The organism is Stenotrophomonas sp. Steno-C17, from assembly GCF_056393165.1.
Window position 1 is genome coordinate 144,217 of sequence record NZ_JBWJPD010000003.1, and the last position, 19,336, is coordinate 163,552.

Here is a 19,336-nt window from a genome sequence, read left to right on the forward strand (position 1 = left end):
GCCGGCTTACGGTTTCGGGGTGGCATTATCCGCCTTTTTGGCGGACTTGCCGTCGAACAGGCCAAACAGGGCAATGCCGATGGCACCCACCACGATGGCCGAATCGGCGATGTTGAAGGCCGGCCAGGTATGGCTGCCCACGTACCACTGGATGAAATCGACCACGTGGCCATGCACCTGGCGGTCGATCACATTGCCGATGGCGCCGCCGATGATCAGTGCATACGGCACGGCGGCCTTCCAGTTGCCGCGGGCGGTGCCGCGCAGCCACCAGGCCATCAGGGCGCTGATTGCAATGGCCAGCACGGTGAAGAAGTGCTTCTGCCAACCGCCGGCGTCACTCAGGAAGCTGAAGGCCGCACCGGTGTTGTAGGTGCGGTACCAGTTCCAGAAGCCGTCGATGACCACCACCGGCTGGAACTCGGGCAGGCTGGACAGCACCCAGGCCTTGGACCACTGGTCCAGGCCGATGATGGCCGCCGACAGCAGCAGCCAGACCAGGGCGTTGGGGTGCGGGCGCGCGGCGGCCATCAGAACCAGCTCCGCACTTCACCGGCACCGGTGATGTTGCTCACGCAGCGGCCGCACAGTTCCGGGTGGTCGGCGTTGCTGCCGACGTCGGCGCGGTAGTGCCAGCAACGCACGCACTTGGCCTTTTCGGTGGGCTGGGCGCTGACGAACACTTCGTCGGTGGTCGCCGGGCGCACCTGCACGTCGCCGCTGATGAACAGGAAGCGCAGTTCATCGGCCAGCGGCTGCCACTTGGCCGCCTGTTCTTCGTTGGCGGCAATGGTGATTTCCGCTTCCAGCGCGGCACCGATCGCGCCGTTGGCACGCATCGGCTCCAGCACCTTGGCCACCTGCTCGCGCACGGCCAGCAGCTGGTCGAAATCGGCGGCGTTGAGCTGCGCATCGGCCGGCAGCGGGGCCAGGCCCTCGTACCAGGTGGTGAACAGCACGTGGCCGGCACGGTCGCCCGGCAGGTAGCCCCACAGCTCGTCGGCGGTGAAGGTGAGGATGGGCGCGATCCAGCGGGTGAACGCTTCGGCGATGTGGTACATGGCGCTCTGCGCCGAACGACGACCGTGCGAATCGGTCGGCATGGTGTACAGCCGGTCCTTGGTCACGTCCAGGTACAGCGAACCCAGATCGACGCTGCAGAAGTTCAGCAGCAGCTGCACGATCTCGGCCATGTTGTAGTTGTCGAACGCGGCCTTGATCTTTTCCTGCAGTTCCCAGGCGCGGTGCACGATCCAGCGGTCCAGCGCCACCATCTCGTTCAGCGGGCGCAGGTGCTGGGCCGGATCGAAGCCGTCCAGGTTGCCCAGCAGGAAGCGCGCGGTGTTGCGCAGGCGGCGGTAGGCATCGGCGTTGCGCTTGAGGATTTCCTGCGACAGCGACATTTCGTTGCTGTAGTCGGCCGAGGCGATCCACAGGCGCAGGATGTCCGCGCCCAGCTTGTTCATGATGTCCTGCGGCTCGATGCCGTTGCCCAGCGACTTGGACATCTTGCGGCCGTGCTCGTCCACGGTGAAACCGTGGGTGAGGCACTGCTTGTACGGGGCGCGCTGGTCGATGGCCACGCCGGTCAGCAGCGAGGACTGGAACCAGCCGCGGTGCTGGTCGGAACCTTCCAGGTACAGGTCGGCCGGCTTGCCGAAGCCACGCGCGGCCAGCACGCCTTCATGGGTGACGCCCGAATCGAACCAGACATCGAGGATGTCGGTGACCTTCTCGTAGTCGGCCGCTTCGGCGCCCAGCAGTTCGGCCGCATCCAGCGAATACCACACGTCGATGCCTTCGGCTTCCACGCGGTCGGCCACCTGCTGCATCAGTTCCACCGTGCGCGGGTGGATCTCGCCGGTCTGGCGGTGGGTGAACAGCGCGATGGGCACGCCCCAGGTACGCTGGCGCGAGATGGTCCAGTCCGGACGACCATCGACCATGCTCTGGATGCGCGCCTTGCCCCAACTGGGGAACCAGCCGACGGTGTCGATGGCGGCCAGCGCATCGTTGCGCAGGTTGGCCTTGTCCATCGAGATGAACCACTGCGGGGTGGCGCGGAACACCACCGGCGTCTTGTGGCGCCAGCAGTGCGGGTAGCTGTGGCGGATCGGGTGGAAGGCCAGCAGCGCGCCGTTGTCGCGCAGCACGCCGACGATGGCCTCCTGCGCCTTCCACAGATGCTGGCCGGCCAGCACCACGTCACCGGCCGGCGGGGTCGATTCCAGGTACACGCCACGGCCATCGACCGGGGTGATCTGGCCGGCGTTGTACTTGTCCAGCAGGCCGTACTTCTGGCTGACCACGTAGTCTTCCTGGCCGTGGCCGGGGGCGGTGTGCACCGCACCGGTACCGTCCTCGTCGGACACGTGTTCGCCGTTCAGCACCAGGATCTCGCGCTGCGGGTAGAACGGGTGCACCAGCAGCTGGTTTTCCAGCGCCGCACCGGTGGTTTCACCGTGCAGCACCACGTTTTCCACGCCGTAGCGCTGCAGGGCGCGCTCGGCCAGCGCGGCGGCCAGCACCAGCCAACGGCGCTTGCCGTTGTGGGCCGGGCCTTCAGCCAGCACGTAGTTGATCTCCGCACCCAGCGAAACGGCCAGCGAAGCCGGCAGCGTCCACGGGGTGGTGGTCCAGATCGGCACCGCCACTTCCACGTCGGCCGGCACGCTCACGCCGAAGGCCTGGGCCACGGCCTGCGCATCGCGCGCGGCGTAGGCCACGTCGATCGCCGGCGATTCCTTTTCCTGGTATTCGATTTCCGCTTCGGCCAGCGCCGAACCGCAGTCGAAGCACCAGTAGACCGGCTTGGCGCCGCGCACCAGGTGGCCGTTGGCCACGACCTTGGCCAGCGCACGGATCTCGTTGGCTTCGAAATCGAAGCTGAGGGTCTTGTACGGGTTGTCCCAGTCGCCGGTCACGCCCAGGCGCTTGAAATCGGCGCGCTGGATGTTGATCTGCTCTTCGGCGAATTCACGGCACTTCTGCCGGAATGCAACGGCGTCGAGCTTGGTGCCGACCTTGCCCCACTTCTTTTCCACCGCGATTTCGATCGGCAGGCCGTGGCAATCCCAGCCCGGCACGTAGGGCGCATCGAAGCCGGCCAGGTAGCGCGACTTGACGATGATGTCCTTCAGGATCTTGTTGACCGCGTGGCCCAGGTGGATGCGGCCGTTGGCGTACGGCGGGCCGTCATGCAGCACGAACAGCGGGCGGCCGGCGGCGTTGTCGCGCAGCTGCTGGTAGAGCCCCTGCTCTTCCCACCGCGCCAGAATGCCCGGCTCGCGCTTGGGCAGGTCGCCGCGCATCGGGAATTCGGTGGCTGGCAGGTTCAGGGTGGTCTTGTAGTCCTGGCTCACGCAGTGGCTCGCAATCTATGTTCGGAAAGAAGGGCGCGCGCCTGCTCGGCGTCGCGGTGCATCTGGTCGGTCAGCGCCGCCAGATCGTTGAATTTCTCTTCGTCGCGCAGCTTGGCGACGAATTCGACTTCGATATGACGACCGTACAGGTCGCCCTGGAAATCGAACAGGTGGGCTTCCAGCAGCGGCTCCACGCCTTCCACGGTGGGCCGGGTGCCGAAGCTGGACACCGACGGCCACGGCTGGTCGAACACCCCGTGCACCCAGGTAGCGTAGATGCCCGACAGCGCCGGCGTCTTGGGGAAGCGCAGGTTGGCGGTGGGGAAGCCCAGGGTGCGGCCGAGCTGGCGCCCGCGCACCACCCGCCCGCTGATCGAATACGGACGGCCCAGCAGATCGCCGGCGCGGGTGAAGTCGCCGGCCTGCAGCAACTGGCGGATGCGGGTGCTGGAAATGCGTTCGCCGTGCAGGTCCACCGCTTCGATCTCGCCGGCACTGAAGCCCAGCTCGCGGCCCATGGCCTGCAGCAGCGCCAGGTCGCCGCGGCGGCGGTTGCCGAAGCAGAACTCCGGACCGATCCACACTTCGCGCGCGCCCAGGCGATGGGCCAGCAGCTGGCGCACGAAGGTTTCGGCCGGCATGGCGGCCATGGCCGCGTCGAAGCGCAGCAGGCCGACGGCATCCACGCCCAGTTCCTGCAGCATCTCGACCTTGCTGCGGGCCAGGGTCAGCCGCGGCGGCGGCGTGCCCTGTGCGAAGAATTCACGCGGCAGCGGCTCGAAGGCCACGGCCACGGCGGGTACGCCCACGGCGCGCGCGCGGGCGACCGCGTGGCGGACCAGCGCACGATGGCCCAGATGGAGGCCGTCGAATGCGCCGATACAGACCACGCTTCCGTTGGGGAACAACTCCCCGCCCTCGACGCTTCTGAACAGCCTGCTCATCAACTCTCGTTCCGGCCCACCCGGGGCCGTCGCTTCAATGGTGTAACCCTGAAGTATAGCCGCCATGGGCGGCGATCAATGGCCGCGCAGGTCGCGCGGGCGGAAGCCCATCGCCACCATGGCCACCGCGTAGGTGGCGCCACCGCCGCCGACCAGCAGGCCCAGCGCGCCGATCCGCTGCCAGACGCCCATGCTGCTGAAGGCCGGCAGCCAGTACAGCAGGGCCAGCAGCACGCCCACCATGGCCACACAGGCCAGCAGCAGGCGCAGCAGATAGCCGCCCCAGCCCGGCCGGCGCTGGTAGACATCGGTCTTGCCCAGCCAGTACCAGAGCAGGCCCAGGTTCAGGTAGCTGGACAGCGCACTGGCAATGCCCAGCGCCAGGTGCAGACCCGGCTGCTTGCCGATGGCCGCCATCACCCCCTGCGCCTTCAGTTCGTCGGGCACCATCACCTGGTACAGCACCGCCAGGAGGGCGAAGTTGAACACCATGTTGGCCACCAGCGCGGCCACGCCGGCACGCACCGGGGTGCGGGTGTCCTGGCGGGCATAGAACGCCGGCAGCACTACCTTCAGCAGGGCGAACGCCGGCAGGCCGAAGCTCAGGCCGTACACCGACAGCGCGGTCATGCGGGTGTCGAAGGCGCTGAACTGGCCGTGCTGGAAGATGGTGGCGATCAGCGGTTCGGCCAGGAACAGCAGGCCCAGCATGGCCGGCACCGAGATCAGCAGGGTCATGCGCAGGCCCCAGTCCAGCGAGCGCGAGAAGCCCTCGCGGTCGGTGCTGACGTGGTGGCGGGCCAGCGCCGGCAGGATGACCGTGCCCAAGGCCACGCCGAACACGCCCAGCGGCAGTTCCAGGAAGCGATCGGCCAGCGACAGCCAGGACTGCGAGCCATCGGTCAGCTTGGCGGCGATCACCGTGTCCAGCAGCAGGTTGATCTGCGCCACCGACGAACCGAACAGGGTCGGCACCATCAGCGTCATCACCTTGCGCACGCCCGGGTGGCTCCAGCCCCAGCGCGGCAGGGTCAGCAGGTTGATGCCCTTCAGCGAAGGCAGCTGGAACAGCAGCTGCAGGATGCCCGCGGCCAGCACCGCCCAGCCCAGCGCCAGGATCTGCTTTTCCGGGGTGCCGCCCAGCCGCGGCGCCAGCCACAGCGCGCCGGCGATCATGCACAGGTTGAGGATGACCGGGGTCAGCGCCGGCATGGCGAAGCGCTGGAAGCTGTTCAGCGCACCGCCCGCCAGCGCGGTGAGCGAGACGAACAGCAGGAACGGGAAGGTCAGGCGGAACAGGTCCACCAGCAGGCCCTGCTTGACCGGGTCGGTGTCCACGCCGCTGGAGAACACCGAGGCCAGCTGCGGCGCGAAGATCAGCGCCAGCGCGGTCACCAGCATCAGCACTCCGCCCAGGGTGCCGGCGGTGCGGGCCATCAGTTCACGCAGCTCGGCATGGCTGCGGGTTTCCTTCACTTCCGTGAACACCGGCACGAAAGCGGTCGCAAAGGAGCCTTCGGCGAACAGCCGGCGCAGGAAATTGGGTATCCTGAAGGCGACCCAGAAAGCATCAGTGATGGCGTTGGTGCCGAACGTGGTGGTCACCACGAAGTCCCGGACAAGTCCGAGAACGCGCGAGACCATGGTCATGCTGCTGAACGACAGCAGGCCCCGCAACAACTTGGGTGAACTCACTCAGCGTCCCTCTTGACAATCGACTTGACGTGCATTTCTTACGCCATCATACTAGCTAGCTTGCTGTTCCCATAACACCGATTTTTTCAGGAAACCACCACCGTGGCCAATATCAAGTCCGCCAAGAAGCGCGCCAAGCAGACCGTCGTGCGCAACGCGCGCAACGTGGCTCAGCGCTCGATGCTGCGCACCGCTGTCAAGAAAGTGATCAAGGCGCTGGACGCCAACGATGCCGCCGGCGCCGAAGCCGCCTTCGCCGTTGCCCAGCCGATCCTGGATCGCTTCAGCGCGCGTGGCCTGATCCACAAGAACAAGGCTGCTCGCCATAAGAGCCGCCTGAACGACCGCATCAAGGCCCTCAAGGCCGCCTGATCCGGCGTTGCCGCCCTGCCCTTCGGGGTCGGGCAGCAGACAAAAGCCCGGCCCCGGCCGGGTTTTTTGTTGCCTGCGATTCTGGGATGACGTCCGGGGTCAGATCCCTTTTCCTGCGGAAAAGGGATCTGACCCCAGCGTCCGGCAGCCCACAAAAAACCCGGCCGTAGCCGGGTTTTTCGCGCGCAACCACACCGGCAACGTTACGCGTTGCGAGCCGCTTCCAGCTCGTCTTCCTTCTGCCGATCGAAGAACGCCATGATGCGGCTCATGATCGGGAAGGTGCCTTCGCGGCCCAGCGCGGAGACCAGGAACCACGGCTCCTTCCAGCCCAGCTCGGCCACGATCTGCTCGGCCGCGGCCTGCGCTTCGTCCTCGAACATCAGGTCGGCCTTGTTCAGCACCAGCCAGCGCGGCTTCTGCAGCAGCTCCGGGTCGTGCTTTTCCAGTTCGCGCTCGATGGCACGCACCTGCTCGACCGGGGAAATGCCTTCCACGCCGCCTTCCATCGGGGAAATGTCCACCAGGTGCAGCAGCAGGCGGGTGCGCTGCAGGTGGCGCAGGAACTGCGCGCCCAGGCCGGCACCGTCGGCCGCGCCCTCGATCAGGCCGGGAATGTCGGCGATCACGAAGCTGCGGTAGTTTTCCACCTTCACCACACCCAGGTTCGGGTACAACGTGGTGAACGGGTAATCGGCCACCTTCGGCGTCGCTGCCGAGACGGCGCGGATCAGGGTGCTCTTTCCGGCGTTGGGGAAGCCCAGCAGGCCCACGTCGGCCAGCAGCTTCAGCTCCAGCTTCAGGGTGCGCTCTTCGCCCGGCTCGCCCGGCAGCGCCTGGCGCGGCGAGCGGTTGGTCGAGCTCTTGAAGTGCATGTTGCCCAGGCCGCCGCGGCCACCCTGGGCCACCAGCAGGCGGTCGCCGTGCTGGGTCAGGTCGCCGATGATCTCATCGGTGGCCACGTTGATGATCACGGTGCCGACCGGCACGGTGATGGTCAGGTCTTCGCCACCCTTGCCATAGGCCTGGCGGCCCATGCCATTCTCGCCGCGCTGCGCCTTGAAGATGCGGTCATGGCGGAAGTCGACCAGGGTGTTCAGGTTTTCGTCGGCGCGGATGTACACGCTGCCGCCGGCACCACCGTCGCCGCCGTCCGGGCCGCCGAGCGGAATGAACTTCTCGCGACGGAAGCCAATGCAGCCGTTGCCGCCGTTGCCGGCGAACACTTCGATTTCTGCTTCGTCTACCAGTTTCATTGTTTCGATGCCTGCGATGGGCGCGGCCTGCGTGCCGCCGCCTTGAATGTCGTGCCAGGTACCACCCGGCAATCGGGCCATGCCCGTTTTACCACTGATTCCAACGAAAAGCCCCGCCGAAGCGGGGCTCTTCATGCAGCGTGCTCTTCATCCAGCACGGCCACGCCAAAGCATGGCCGGCGGATACAGCCTGATCAGGCTTCGACCGAGACGACGCTGACGGTGCGACGCTTCTTCGGGCCCTTCACCGAGAACTCCACCTTGCCGTCCGTCAGGGCGAACAGGGTGTGGTCACGGCCCAGGCCAACGCCGGTACCCGGGTGGAACTGGGTGCCGCGCTGACGCACGATGATGTTGCCGGCTTCGATGGCCTGGCCGCCAAAGATCTTGACGCCGAGGTACTTCGGGTTGGAGTCGCGACCGTTGCGCGAGGAGCCTACGCCCTTTTTATGTGCCATGACTGCTTCTCCTGATGCTTAGCCGGCGATGCCGGTGATCTCGATTTCGGTGTAGTACTGACGGTGACCCTGGCGCTTCATGTGGTGCTTGCGGCGACGGAACTTGATGATCCGGACCTTGTCAGCACGACCCTGGGACACGACCTTGGCGGTGACCGAAGCGCCGCTCAGGGCGTCGCCGATCTTGATACCGTCGCTGTCGCCCAGCAGCAGGATGTTGTCAAACTTGATCTCGCTGCCGACTTCGACTTCGAGCTTTTCGACGCGGAGCTTTTCGCCCTGCGCCACGCGGTATTGCTTACCGCCGGTGACCAGTACTGCGTACATGACCAGACTTCCTCTGTAGTTATTGTGGTCTATGGACTGCCGCCATCGAGGGCGGACAGGAGCGGGATTGTACGCAGATCAATGGGCCCCGGTCAAGTCAACCCCCGGAGGACGGGGTCAGATCCCTTTTCACGGCGTGAAAAGGGATCTGACCCCTGCCTGTCAGGCGGTCTCACGGGGTGAGACGCAGGGGTGGCATTGTCGGCCATTGCCCCCATCTGGTCACCTCGGTAGGCTGATTGATTGCCGCCGCATTCGACCTGCCCCCACAACCGGATCCCCCATGGCGATGGATTTCATCCGCATCCGCGGTGCGCGGACGCACAACCTGAAGAACCTCGACCTCGACCTGCCCCGCGACAAGCTGATCGTGATCACCGGCCTGTCCGGCTCGGGCAAGTCCTCGCTGGCGTTCGACACGATCTATGCCGAAGGCCAGCGCCGCTACGTGGAATCGCTGTCGGCCTACGCCCGGCAGTTCCTGAGCGTGATGGAAAAGCCGGACCTGGACCACATCGAAGGTCTGTCCCCGGCCATTTCCATCGAGCAGAAGTCGACCTCGCACAACCCGCGATCCACGGTCGGCACGATCACCGAAATCTACGACTACCTGCGCCTGCTGTACGCGCGGGTGGGCACCCCGCGCTGCCCCGACCACGGCTATCCGCTGGAAGCGCAGACGGTCAGCCAGATGGTGGACCAGGTGCTGACCCTGGACCCGGAACAGCGCTACATGCTGCTGGCCCCGGTCATCCGCGACCGCAAGGGTGAACATGCGCAGGTGTTCGACCAGCTGCGCGCGCAGGGCTTCGTGCGCGTGCGGGTGGACGGCGAACTGTATGAAATCGACGCGGTGCCGCCGCTGGCACTGCGCCAGAAGCACACCATCGAGGCGGTGATCGACCGCTTCCGCCCGCGCGAGGACATCAAGCAGCGCCTGGCCGAAAGCTTCGAGACCGCGCTGAAGCTGGGCGACGGCATGGCCTCGGTGCAGTCGCTGGACGCCGCCGACGCCACCCCCACCCTGTTCTCGTCCAAGTATTCCTGCCCGGTCTGCGATTACTCGCTGCCCGAGTTGGAACCGCGCCTGTTCTCGTTCAACGCACCGATGGGCGCCTGCCCCGGCTGCGATGGCCTGGGCATGGCCGAATTCTTCGACCCGGCGCGCGTGGTGGTGCACCCGGAACTGTCGCTGGCCGCCGGCGCCGTGCGTGGCTGGGACCGCCGCAATGCGTACTACTTCCAGCTGATCGCCTCGCTGGCCAAGCACTACAAGTTCGACGTGGATGCGGCCTGGAACTCGCTGTCGGCCAAGGTGCAGCAGGCCGTGCTGTTCGGCAGTGGCGATGAGGCCATCACCTTCACCTACTTCACCGAAGCTGGTGGCCGCACCCAGCGCAAGCACCGCTTCGAAGGCATCATTCCCAACCTGGAACGCCGCTACAAGGAAACCGAATCGGCGGCGGTGCAGGAAGAGCTGGGCAAGTACATCAGCGAACACGCCTGCCCCGAATGCAACGGTGCGCGCCTGAACAAGGCCGCGCGCAACGTGTTCGTGGCCGACCGTCCGCTGCCGGAACTGGTGGTGCTGCCGATCGATGAAGCCCTGAAGTTCTTCAGCGAACTGAGCCTGCCGGGCTGGCGCGGCGAGATCGCGGCCAAGATCGTCAAGGAGATCGGCGAGCGGCTGGGCTTCCTGGTCGATGTGGGCCTGGATTACCTGACCCTGGAACGCAAGGCCGACACTCTGTCCGGCGGCGAAGCCCAGCGCATCCGCCTGGCCAGCCAGATCGGCGCCGGGCTGGTGGGCGTGATGTACGTGCTGGACGAACCGTCCATCGGTCTGCACCAGCGCGACAACGAGCGCCTGCTGGGCACCCTCACCCGCCTGCGCGACCTGGGCAATACGGTGATCGTTGTCGAGCACGACGAAGATGCCATCCGCCTGGCCGATTACGTGCTGGATATCGGCCCCGGCGCGGGCGTGCATGGCGGCGAGATCGTCGGCCAGGGCACCCTGCAGGACATACTGGACGCACCGCGTTCGCTGACCGGCCAGTACCTGTCGGGCAAGCGCGCGATCGAGATCCCGACACGCCGCCACGCGCCCAACCCGAAGACCACCCTGCACCTGCGCGGGGCCAGCGGCAACAACCTGAAGGGCGTGGACCTGGCCATTCCCGCTGGCCTGCTGACCTGCGTAACCGGTGTGTCCGGCTCGGGCAAGTCGACCCTGATCAACGACACCCTGTTCTCGCTGGCGGCCAACGAGATCAACGGCGCCTCGCATGCAGTGGCGCCGTACAAGGAAATCGAAGGCCTGGACCTGTTCGACAAGGTGGTGGACATCGACCAGTCGCCGATCGGCCGCACCCCGCGTTCGAACCCGGCCACCTACACCGGTCTGTTCACCCCCCTGCGCGAACTGTTCGCCCAGGTGCCCGAAGCACGCGCGCGCGGCTATTCGCCGGGCCGCTTCAGCTTCAACGTGCGCGGCGGCCGCTGCGAGGCCTGCCAGGGCGATGGCCTGATCAAGGTGGAAATGCACTTCCTGCCGGACGTGTACGTGCCCTGTGACGTCTGCCACGGCAAGCGCTACAACCGCGAAACGCTGGAGATCGTCTACAAGGGCTACAACATCAACGACGTGCTGGAAATGACCGTCGAAGATGCCTTGAAGCTGTTCGAACCGGTGCCGTCGATCGCGCGCAAGCTGGAAACGCTGGTGGACGTGGGCCTGAGCTACATCAAGCTGGGCCAGAGCGCGACCACGCTGTCCGGCGGTGAAGCGCAGCGCGTGAAGCTGTCCAAGGAACTGTCGCGCCGCGATACCGGGCGCACGTTGTACATCCTGGACGAGCCGACCACCGGCCTCCACTTCCACGATATCGAAGCGCTGCTGGGCGTGCTGCACAAGCTGCGCGACGAGGGCAACACGGTGGTGGTGATCGAACACAACCTGGACGTGATCAAGACCGCCGACTGGATCGTCGATCTGGGTCCGGAAGGCGGTCACCGTGGCGGCACCATCCTGGTGACCGGCACGCCTGAAGACGTCGCGGCCTGCCCGCAGTCCTACACCGGCCACTTCCTGGAACGCATGCTGCCGTCCACCCGCGCACGGCCGCAGCAGCCGGCCGCCGTGGCCAACAAGCCCGATGCGCGCCCGCCGCGCAAGGTCAAGCCCGACCCGCCGGCGAAGAAGGCCGCCGCCGCCAAGAGCAGCGGCAAGGCCAGCAAGACCGCCACTGCCAGCAAGAAGAAGAAGGACGCCTGATGAGCAGCGAACACAAGATCCTGGCCCGTATTCCGATCAGCGTGCGCTGGCGTGACATGGACAGCATGGGCCATGTGAACAACGCAAAGTACATTTCCTACCTGGAAGAAGCGCGCGTGCGCTGGATGCTGGGCGTGGACGGCGTGTCGATGACCGACCGCATCGCACCGGTGGTGGCCGCCACCAACGTGAACTACCGCCTGCCGATCGTGTGGCCCAACGACATCCTGGTGGAACTGTTCGTCGAGCGCCTGGGTAACAGCAGCGTGACCATCGGCCACCGCATCGTGGACCAGCAGGACGAATCGAAGCTGTATTCGGATGGCAACGTGGTGGTGGTGTGGATGGACACCCAGACCGGCAAGAGCGCCCCGCTGCCGGAGGCGATCCGCGGCGCATCGAGCTGACGGCGGGTTGGCGGGTCGCCGGGCATGCGGCACGTGACGCCGCGCACGGCCCGGCGCCGCCGGATGCTGCACAATGCCGGGCTCATTCGGCGCGGCACATTGCCTGCCGCGCCCGGACGTTGCCCTTCGTAGAGTCGAGCTTGCTCGACTGTTGCCCTTCGTAGAGTCGAGCTTGCTCGACTGAGCTTGCCTGGAGCAGTCGAACAAGCTCGACTCTACGGTCACGGAAGTCGAGCAAGCTCGACTCTACACCCCGTTCTTACCCCCTCCCAAAGGACTGACATGATCCACCACACGGAACTGAGCGACCTGCTGCCCGGCATGGTCCCCTTCCCCACCGACGTGTTCCCCGCCGACCAGGCCTGGCTCGCCCAGCACCTGCTGCCGCTGCTGAACATCGACCTGGGCGTGCTGCGCCCGGAACTGACCGGCCAGGTGGCCACGATGCTGTGCCCGATCGAGCCGTATGACGGCTGCATCGGCGAGACCACCGAAGAACACCACAACGCGTTCACCGGCACCAACTGGACCGCCTTTGAACTGACAGCCGACAACCAGATGCGCTTCCTCGGCAACGAAGGCTATTTCATCGGTGAGCCGGGACAGGACAAGGCTGCGCAGGAACACATCGCGCAGATGCGCGAGAGCTATGCCAAGGCCCGCGACTACCACGCCCAGAACGGCCGCCTCGCCTGCTATTCGCGCTTTGGCAAAGGCGAAGCCAGCGAGCGCGATTACCTGGATTCGCTGGGCGGCCCGATCGGTTTCGGCAACTGGACCGAGACCGCGGAAATCCCCGACGGCTTCGCGCTGGAGTTCACCGAAGCGGCCGATGATCCCGAGGCTGAGGACGACGCAGAAACGGTGATCATCACCCGCGATGGCCACAAGTTCCTGGCCGTGGCCGAGGTGGCCGGCTACAACTGGTGTGCCACCGGCGCCGATGCCATCGTGATGCTGTACGAACCGGTGAGCCGCACGGTGCTGTTCTCGTACGACTGGTCGTAAGCCGACCACGCAACGCGCGCCGGGCATGACCCGGCGCTACCGCATGCGTCGACCGTGCTCGACTGCTGCCCTTCGTAGAGTCGAGCTTGCTCGACTGTTGCCCTTCGTAGAGTCGAGCTTGCTCGACTGTTGCCTTTCGTAGAGTCGAGCTTGCTCGACTGTTGCCTTTCGTAGAGTCGAGCTTGCTCGACTGCTTCAAGCAAGAGCAGTCGAGCAAGCTCGACGCTACGGTTCATGGCAGTCGAGCAAGCTCGACTCTACGGTTCATGGCAGTCGAGCAAGCTCGACTCTACGCGCCGCGCCACAACCCAGGGCCTGACATGACCCACCACACCGACCTGCACGAGCTGCTGCCCGGCATGGTGCCGTTCCCCGCCGACGTGTTCGCCCGCGAACAACCGTGGCTGGCCGAACACCTGCTGCCGTTGCTGCAGATCGACCTGGGCGTGCTGCGCCCTGAACTGGCCGGCCAGGCCGCCACCCTGCTGTGCCCGATCGAGCCGTATGAAGGCTGCATCGGCGACGACACCACCGCGCACCACAACGCGTTCACGGGCATCAATTGGATCGCCTTCGAGCTGACCACCGACAACCGCATGCGCTTCCTCGGCGCGCCCGGCTATTTCCTGGGCGAGGCGGTGGAGGCGGAAGAAGCACGCGCGCATAGCGTTGAAATGCGCGAGAGCCATGCCAAGGCGCATGCGCACTTCCTGCAGCACGGCCGCCTGGCCAGCTGCTCGCGCTACGGCAATGGCGAGCTGGACGAACAGGCCTGGCTGCAGCAACTGGGTGGCCCGATCTGGTTCGGCAACTGGTCGGACTACGCGCCGCTGCCGGCCGCGTTCCAGCTGCAGGATCTGGCCGGCTACCGGCAGCGCGGCAGCCTGCGCTTCCGCAACGACAGCAGCCACCTGGCCGACGATGGCCTGCGACTGAGCCGCGACGGGAATCCGTTCTTCCATGTGGCCAGCGTACCGGCCAGCCACTGGTGCGCCGCCGGTGCCGATGCGATCGTGATGTTCTACGAACCGGAAAGCCGCACGGTGTTGTTCACGTTCGATTGGTCGTAGGCCACGCGCTCGCCGGGCATGGCCCGGCGCCACCACCTGCTCCCACTGTGCCGCGCGCCACGGGATACCGCATTTCGTAGAGTCGAGCTTGCTCGACTGCTTTTCGCAGATGCAGTCGAGCGAGCTCGACTCTACGGTTCATGGCAGTCGAGCAAGCTCGACTCTACGACCGGGCGCACGCGTTCCAGCCACGTGGAATCAATACCGGCCATCTGCAGTCCGGCGGCGCGGCATCAGCGCCAGGCCGTTACCCGCCAGTTTTGCGCACGGTCAGCGTGGCGCTGGCTTCGCCGCCCGCTTCCAGCTGCAACTGCAGCGGCACCACCTGCCCTTCCTTCAGCGCCCCCTTGCCCTGCATCAGCATCAGGTGCAGCCCACCGGGCTTGAGTTCGGCGCGCGCACCAGGGGCCAACGGCAGGCGCTCGATCGCGCGCATGCGGCTGACGCCATCGACGATGGTGGTTTCGTGCAGCGACACATCGGCGAACATCCCGCTGCCAGCACCGGTAATCACTACCGGCACGGCACAGCCGTTGTGGATCACCCCATAACCGGCGGTCATCGCCATGGACGGGGTGGGTGGCAACCGCGCCCAGCCCTGTTCGACCGTCACGCAGCCGGCCGCCGATGCTGCGCCCGCACACAGCCACAACAATACGCCAACGAATGGTTTGGTTATCATCGCCTCAGATTCCTGTCCGCAACGAGACCGCAGCATGACGACGCTCATCGAGGTGATCAACCATGGCCCCATCCGCGAACTGCGCCTGGCGCGGCCGCCGGTCAATGCGCTGGACACCGACCTGTGCCGGCAGTTGATCCATGCCATCGAGCAGGCCATGGCCGACGACGCGCACGGCATCGTGCTGTCGGGCAGCGAACGCATCTTCACCGGCGGCATGGACGTGCCGCACCTGCTGTCCCATGGCGATGACAAACACAAGCTGCTGGACAGCTGGAATGCCTTCTTCGGCGCGGTGCGCACGCTGGCCGAAAGCCGCATTCCGGTGGTGGCGGCCATTACCGGCCACGCCCCGGCCGGTGGCTGTGTGCTGGCGCTGTGCTGCGATTACCGGGTGATGGCACGCAGCGCCGATCCGGCGCGCCCCTACGCCATCGGCCTGAACGAGGTGCAGGTAGGCCTGGTGGCGCCGGAAGGCATCCAGCGTCTGCTGCGGCGCGCCGTGGGCCTGCACCGTTCGGCCATGCTGCTGAGCACCGGTGCGCTGGTGCCGGCCGAACAGGCGCTGCAGATCGGCCTGGTGGACGAGCTGGCCGACGGCGATCTGGTGGTGGCCCGCGCCATTGCCTGGTTGCAGAACCTGCTGAAGCAGCCGCGCCAGCCGATGCTGCTGACCCGCGCCATCGCCCGCGCCGAACTGCACGAGGCGCTGCACCCGGATCTGATCCAGCTGGACCGTTTCGTGGAGGCCTGGTTCGCCGCCGATGCGCAGAACGCCCTGCAGGCGCTGGTGGCCCGGCTGGGCAAGTAGGGTCGAGCTTGCTCGACTGCGTGCACGTGGGGGTCAGAGCCCTTTCGCGAGGCGAAAGGGATCTGACCCCTGCTCGACCGCCTGCCCCGGGGTCAGAGCCCTTTCGCGGGGCGAAAGGGATCTGACCCCTGACCGGTATAATCAGCCCCTTCTTCACTGCTGTGGCCGCCCCCTTGAACGACACGCCCGAACCCGTCGTCTCCGAGCTGATCGACCTGCTCACCCTGGAGCGGCTGGAGGACAACCTGTTCCGCGGCCAGAGCCGCGACATCGGCACCAAGTACGTGTTTGGCGGGCAGGTGCTGGGCCAGGCGCTGGCCGCGGCCCAGGCCACGGTGGACAACGGCCGCCACGTGCACTCGCTGCACGCCTACTTCCTGCGCGCCGGCAACATCGACCACCCCATCGTCTACGACGTGGACCGAACCCGCGACGGCGGCAGCTTCTCGGTGCGCCGGGTCACCGCCATCCAGCATGGCAAGGTGATCTTCTTCTGCGCGGCCTCGTTCCAGCAGGCCGAACAGGGTGCCGAGCACCAGCACAAGATGCCCGAGGTGCCGCAGCCGGAAGACATCGAGCCGAACCGCCCGCTGCCGCCGGAAGTGTTGGCGCGGCTGCCGATCAAGGTGCAGCGCTGGCTCTCGCGGGGCGGTCCGTTCGAGTTCCGCCACGTGTATCCGCGCGATGAACTGAACCCGCCCAAGCGTCCGCCCTACCACCAGGTGTGGCTGCGCCTGAGCGAACCGGTGGGCGATGCGCCGGAACTGCACCAGGCCCTGCTGGCCTATGCGTCCGACTTCCACCTGCTGGGCACGGCCACCTTCCCGCACGGCATCAGCTACTACCACCCGCACGTGCAGATGGCTTCGCTGGACCATGCCATCTGGTTCCACCGCCCGTTCCGCGCCGATGAGTGGCTGCTGTATTCGCTGGACAGCCCCAGCGCGCAGGATTCGCGCGGCCTGGCGCGTGGCCAGTTCTTCACCCGTGATGGCGTGCTGGTGGCCAGCACCGCACAGGAAGGCCTGATCCGCGTGGTGCCCGACCAGGCTGCCGTTGCTGCCGTGCCGGCCAAGGAGTAAGACAATGCGTCAGATTTTCAGCAGCCAGCGCGTGGAAACCGTCGAAGGCGTGGCCGAGCTGCTGCGCAGCCACGGCATTGAAGTGAAGGTGACCAACGGCCGTTCGTACAAGACGCGCCGCCGTGGCCAGTTCAGCTATACCGACCTGGGCAATGCCCAGGCCTACCCGGCGGTGTGGATCGTGCGCGCCGACGATCAGCCGCGTGCGCGCGACATCCTGCGCGACGCGCGATTGCTCGATACCACCCGGCGCGACCATCCCACCGCCGAATTCGCCTTCCGCGACGCGCCGCAGGAAGGCAGCGGCGGCCGCGGCTGGGCCTGGCGCATCCGCATCGGCCTGCTGGTGGTGATTGCCGCCGTGGCCCTGGTGATCGGCCTGCGCCACCGTGGCGCCCCCGCCCCGGCAACCCCGGCACCGGCCCCGCAGACGCAGCCGCAACCGGCGCCGCAGACGCCGCCGGAAGAGGAAGAAGTGCGGGTCCGCATCCAGCCGTCGACGTAACCTGCAGGCAGCGCCGGGCCATGCCCGGCGAGCGCGGCGGCCTGACAGAAAACCCGCCGGGCATGGCCCGGCGCTATCGGGCCGCGCCCGGTCACACTTCGCGCGCGGCGGCGTCTTGGGACACAATCCCTGCAGGAGCCGCCGCCATGACGACGTTCGCCGCATCGATCGACCAGACCCTGGAACGCGAGCTGCCCGCCGCTGCCGGCGGCTGCCAGCACGCCTATGGCCGTATCGTACTGGCCTGCCAGAACACCATCACCGCCATCGCCCTGGCCATCACCCGCGACCGCCAGGCCAGCGAGGACATCGCCCAGGAAGCGTTCGTGAAGGGCTGGCAGCAGTTGCACCAGCTGCGCAGCAGCACCAGTTTCCTGCCCTGGCTGCGGCAGATCACCCGCAACCTGGCGCGTGACTGGCTGCGCTCGCAGCGCGGGCGGCCGCTGACCGGCGAAGCCGCCGAAGTGGCGCTGGGCATGGCCGCCGACCCGACCCCGGGCGTGCCCGACCGGCTGCAGCGGCTGGAAGAAGAGATCGCCGCCGAAGACATCATTTCCGCCCTGCCCAGCGACAGCCGTGAAGTGCTGCTGCTGTACTACCGCGAAGGGCAGCGCTCGCAGCAGGTGGCCGACCTGCTGGGGCTGAGCGATGCGGCCGTGCGCAAGCGCCTGTCGCGCGCACGCGGCCAGGTGCGCGACGGCCTGCTGCAGCGCTTCGGCGAATTCGCCCGCAGCAGCGCGCCCAGTGCGGCCTTTGCCACCGCCGTGGTGTCGATGGTGCTGGTGGCCGCCCCCGGTACCGCCAGCGCGGCGATCCTGTTCGGCACCGGTGTTGGTATCGGCGGCAGCAAGCTGGGCCTCGGTGGCGCCAGTGCCGCCGGCGGTACCGCCATGGGCACGCTGACCGCTACGCTGGGCCAGCTGCACGTACTCCCGGCCGAAAGCTGGGGCGCGATCGCCGGGGGCGTGATCGGCGGAGCCATCGGCAGCTACCTCGGTGCGCGCTTCCTGATGTCGTACACCGAGACCCAGGACGAACGCATGCAGGTGCGACGCTTTGTACGGATCAACACCGGCACCGGCCTGGCCTGGTGCCTGGTCATGCTGCTGGTGTCGCTGCTGCAGGTGCCGATGTGGAGCCAGTTGCTGCTGTTGGCGGCGGGTCTGGCCGTGGTCAACTACCAGTGCCTGGTACCGCTGCAGCGCCTGATGGCACCGATGATCGCACGCGATTCAGCGAAACGCGGCCGCAGTGGAATCAACTGGAAGTTCGAATCCATGTATGGCCGTACCGGCATCATCGGCGCGAACCTGTTCGTGATCGCTCTGGTGGCGTATTCGCTGATGCAGAGCGGCCGCCTGTAATGCACGACGCCGGCAGTGCGCCGGCGTCGTGATCGATCAGAACGCGGTGACTCAGCGCTGCGGCTTCGGCGGCATGCCGTCACGCGGGCCACCCGGGCGCGGGCCGCCGTGCATCGGGCCCTTGGCCGCATCGAACTCGGCCTTGCTCAGCTGGCCATCCTTGTTGGTATCGGCCGCGGCGAACCAGGCGTCACGATGCTGCTTCATGCGCAGCTCGCGGTCGGCCTTGTCCAGGTAGCCATCCTTGTTCACGTCCATCTGGTCAAAGCGGGCGGCCAGGCGCGGATCGGCCTTGGCTTCCTCGCGGCTGATGCGTCCATCCTTGTTCACGTCCAGCTTGGCCATCCAGGCACCGGGGCCGCCGTGGCCACCGCGGCGACCGTGCTTCCAGCGCGGCAGTTCGTCGCGCGACAGTTTGCCGTCCTTGTTCTTGTCCAGCTCGTCGAACTTCGCCGCCAGGCGCGGGTTGGCCGCCGCTTCACTGCGGTCGATCACGCCGTCGCCGTTGGTGTCCAGCTTCACCGGGCGCGGGGCCGGGGGCGCCGGGGTGTCGGCGGCCAGCGCGATACCGGTAGCGGAGGTGCCCAGCAGCAGGGCCAGCAACAGGGGGGTACGGATCATCGGGTCACTCCTGGTAGGGGTTGCGTCGGGGTGATCAGTTCACCCTCGGGGGACAACAACGCCTGTGCGCGGCATCGGTTGACGCGGCGGCCGGC

The 19,336-nt window shown here is 66.8% G+C and carries 18 protein-coding genes; 9 read left to right on the forward strand and 9 right to left on the reverse strand.

Features of this window, described 5'->3' with window-relative positions:
- Window positions 1–6 precede the first annotated feature (6 nt).
- From lspA to murJ, 4 genes are all read right to left on the reverse strand, one after another.
- Window positions 7–531 (reverse strand): signal peptidase II, encoded by a 525-nt coding sequence (lspA, locus tag AC06FA_RS03990; protein ID WP_478067211.1) that lies wholly within the window; start codon window positions 529–531, stop codon window positions 7–9.
- The gene (ileS, locus tag AC06FA_RS03995; RefSeq protein WP_478067212.1) at window positions 531–3,362 is read right to left on the reverse strand and encodes an isoleucine--tRNA ligase; all 2,832 of its coding nucleotides are present in this window, start codon (window positions 3,360–3,362) and stop codon (window positions 531–533) included. The genes lspA and ileS overlap by 1 nt, the downstream gene beginning before the upstream one ends.
- Window positions 3,359–4,306 (reverse strand): bifunctional riboflavin kinase/FAD synthetase, encoded by a 948-nt coding sequence (locus AC06FA_RS04000; RefSeq protein ID WP_478067213.1) that lies wholly within the window; start codon window positions 4,304–4,306, stop codon window positions 3,359–3,361. The genes ileS and AC06FA_RS04000 overlap by 4 nt, the downstream gene beginning before the upstream one ends.
- Before the next feature lie 75 nt (window positions 4,307–4,381).
- Window positions 4,382–5,986, reverse strand: coding sequence for a murein biosynthesis integral membrane protein MurJ (gene murJ / locus AC06FA_RS04005; RefSeq protein WP_478067331.1), 1,605 nt, complete (start codon window positions 5,984–5,986; stop codon window positions 4,382–4,384).
- A gap of 117 nt (window positions 5,987–6,103) precedes the next feature.
- On the opposite strand from murJ, the gene rpsT reads away from it, so the two are divergent.
- Window positions 6,104–6,373 (forward strand): 30S ribosomal protein S20, encoded by a 270-nt coding sequence (gene rpsT / locus AC06FA_RS04010; RefSeq protein ID WP_005408560.1) that lies wholly within the window; start codon window positions 6,104–6,106, stop codon window positions 6,371–6,373.
- 203 nt (window positions 6,374–6,576) lie between these two features.
- On the opposite strand, the gene cgtA is transcribed toward rpsT, so the two are convergent.
- From cgtA to rplU, 3 genes are all read right to left on the reverse strand, one after another.
- A complete protein-coding gene (gene cgtA / locus AC06FA_RS04015) occupies window positions 6,577–7,629 on the reverse strand; it encodes an Obg family GTPase CgtA (protein WP_478067214.1) in 1,053 nt (350 codons plus the stop codon).
- A 194-nt stretch (window positions 7,630–7,823) separates the two neighbouring features.
- Window positions 7,824–8,087, reverse strand: a complete 264-nt coding sequence (gene rpmA, locus AC06FA_RS04020; RefSeq protein ID WP_049467623.1) for a 50S ribosomal protein L27 — start codon at window positions 8,085–8,087, stop codon at window positions 7,824–7,826.
- 18 nt (window positions 8,088–8,105) lie between these two features.
- Window positions 8,106–8,414, reverse strand: a complete 309-nt coding sequence (gene rplU / locus AC06FA_RS04025; protein ID WP_108748943.1) for a 50S ribosomal protein L21 — start codon at window positions 8,412–8,414, stop codon at window positions 8,106–8,108.
- Window positions 8,415–8,697: 283 nt separating this feature from the next.
- On the opposite strand from rplU, the gene uvrA reads away from it, so the two are divergent.
- From uvrA to AC06FA_RS04045, 4 genes are all read left to right on the forward strand, one after another.
- On the forward strand, window positions 8,698–11,691 hold the full coding sequence (gene uvrA / locus AC06FA_RS04030; RefSeq protein ID WP_478067215.1) for an excinuclease ABC subunit UvrA: 2,994 nt from the start codon (window positions 8,698–8,700) through the stop codon (window positions 11,689–11,691).
- On the forward strand, window positions 11,691–12,098 hold the full coding sequence (locus AC06FA_RS04035) for an acyl-CoA thioesterase (protein ID WP_478067216.1): 408 nt from the start codon (window positions 11,691–11,693) through the stop codon (window positions 12,096–12,098). Before uvrA ends, AC06FA_RS04035 begins: the two co-directional genes overlap by 1 nt.
- Window positions 12,099–12,380: 282 nt before the next feature.
- A complete protein-coding gene (locus tag AC06FA_RS04040; RefSeq protein WP_478067217.1) occupies window positions 12,381–13,106 on the forward strand; it encodes an enolase in 726 nt (241 codons plus the stop codon).
- Between the two features lie 320 nt (window positions 13,107–13,426).
- Entirely contained in the window at window positions 13,427–14,176 is a 750-nt protein-coding gene (locus AC06FA_RS04045; RefSeq protein ID WP_478067218.1) for an enolase, read from the forward strand.
- 247 nt (window positions 14,177–14,423) lie between these two features.
- Here AC06FA_RS04045 and AC06FA_RS04050 read toward each other — a convergent pair whose 3' ends face one another.
- Complete coding sequence (locus AC06FA_RS04050) at window positions 14,424–14,858, reverse strand: copper chaperone PCu(A)C (protein ID WP_478067219.1); 435 nt, start codon at window positions 14,856–14,858, stop codon at window positions 14,424–14,426.
- Between the two features lie 34 nt (window positions 14,859–14,892).
- Here AC06FA_RS04050 and AC06FA_RS04055 point away from each other — a divergent pair, with 34 nt between their 5' ends.
- The 4 genes from AC06FA_RS04055 to AC06FA_RS04070 all read left to right on the forward strand — a co-directional run bounded on the left by AC06FA_RS04055 (window position 14,893) and on the right by AC06FA_RS04070 (window position 18,620).
- Entirely contained in the window at window positions 14,893–15,669 is a 777-nt protein-coding gene (locus AC06FA_RS04055) for an enoyl-CoA hydratase/isomerase family protein (RefSeq protein WP_478067220.1), read from the forward strand.
- A 161-nt stretch (window positions 15,670–15,830) separates the two neighbouring features.
- On the forward strand, window positions 15,831–16,751 hold the full coding sequence (tesB, locus tag AC06FA_RS04060; RefSeq protein WP_478067221.1) for an acyl-CoA thioesterase II: 921 nt from the start codon (window positions 15,831–15,833) through the stop codon (window positions 16,749–16,751).
- A gap of 4 nt (window positions 16,752–16,755) precedes the next feature.
- Entirely contained in the window at window positions 16,756–17,256 is a 501-nt protein-coding gene (locus AC06FA_RS04065) for a pathogenicity-like protein (RefSeq protein ID WP_478067222.1), read from the forward strand.
- Between the two features lie 146 nt (window positions 17,257–17,402).
- Window positions 17,403–18,620: an RNA polymerase sigma factor gene (locus AC06FA_RS04070; RefSeq protein WP_478067223.1), complete on the forward strand. Its 1,218-nt coding sequence runs from the start codon at window positions 17,403–17,405 to the stop codon at window positions 18,618–18,620.
- Between the two features lie 51 nt (window positions 18,621–18,671).
- Here AC06FA_RS04070 and AC06FA_RS04075 read toward each other — a convergent pair whose 3' ends face one another.
- Entirely contained in the window at window positions 18,672–19,241 is a 570-nt protein-coding gene (locus AC06FA_RS04075; RefSeq protein WP_478067224.1) for an EF-hand domain-containing protein, read from the reverse strand.
- Between the last annotated feature and the right edge of the window lie 95 nt (window positions 19,242–19,336).

Coding starts and splice junctions, on each gene's coding strand:
- lspA (WP_478067211.1), bottom strand. CDS start 531: ATGGCCGCCGCGCGCCCGCACCCCAACGCCCTGGTCTGGCTGCTGCTG.
- AC06FA_RS04000 (WP_478067213.1), bottom strand. CDS start 4,306: ATGAGCAGGCTGTTCAGAAGCGTCGAGGGCGGGGAGTTGTTCCCCAAC.
- cgtA (WP_478067214.1), bottom strand. CDS start 7,629: ATGAAACTGGTAGACGAAGCAGAAATCGAAGTGTTCGCCGGCAACGGC.
- rpmA (WP_049467623.1), bottom strand. CDS start 8,087: ATGGCACATAAAAAGGGCGTAGGCTCCTCGCGCAACGGTCGCGACTCC.
- rplU (WP_108748943.1), bottom strand. CDS start 8,414: ATGTACGCAGTACTGGTCACCGGCGGTAAGCAATACCGCGTGGCGCAG.
- uvrA (WP_478067215.1), top strand. CDS start 8,698: ATGGCGATGGATTTCATCCGCATCCGCGGTGCGCGGACGCACAACCTG.
- AC06FA_RS04035 (WP_478067216.1), top strand. CDS start 11,691: ATGAGCAGCGAACACAAGATCCTGGCCCGTATTCCGATCAGCGTGCGC.
- AC06FA_RS04040 (WP_478067217.1), top strand. CDS start 12,381: ATGATCCACCACACGGAACTGAGCGACCTGCTGCCCGGCATGGTCCCC.
- AC06FA_RS04045 (WP_478067218.1), top strand. CDS start 13,427: ATGACCCACCACACCGACCTGCACGAGCTGCTGCCCGGCATGGTGCCG.
- AC06FA_RS04050 (WP_478067219.1), bottom strand. CDS start 14,858: ATGATAACCAAACCATTCGTTGGCGTATTGTTGTGGCTGTGTGCGGGC.
- AC06FA_RS04055 (WP_478067220.1), top strand. CDS start 14,893: ATGACGACGCTCATCGAGGTGATCAACCATGGCCCCATCCGCGAACTG.
- AC06FA_RS04065 (WP_478067222.1), top strand. CDS start 16,756: ATGCGTCAGATTTTCAGCAGCCAGCGCGTGGAAACCGTCGAAGGCGTG.
- AC06FA_RS04070 (WP_478067223.1), top strand. CDS start 17,403: ATGACGACGTTCGCCGCATCGATCGACCAGACCCTGGAACGCGAGCTG.
- AC06FA_RS04075 (WP_478067224.1), bottom strand. CDS start 19,241: ATGATCCGTACCCCCCTGTTGCTGGCCCTGCTGCTGGGCACCTCCGCT.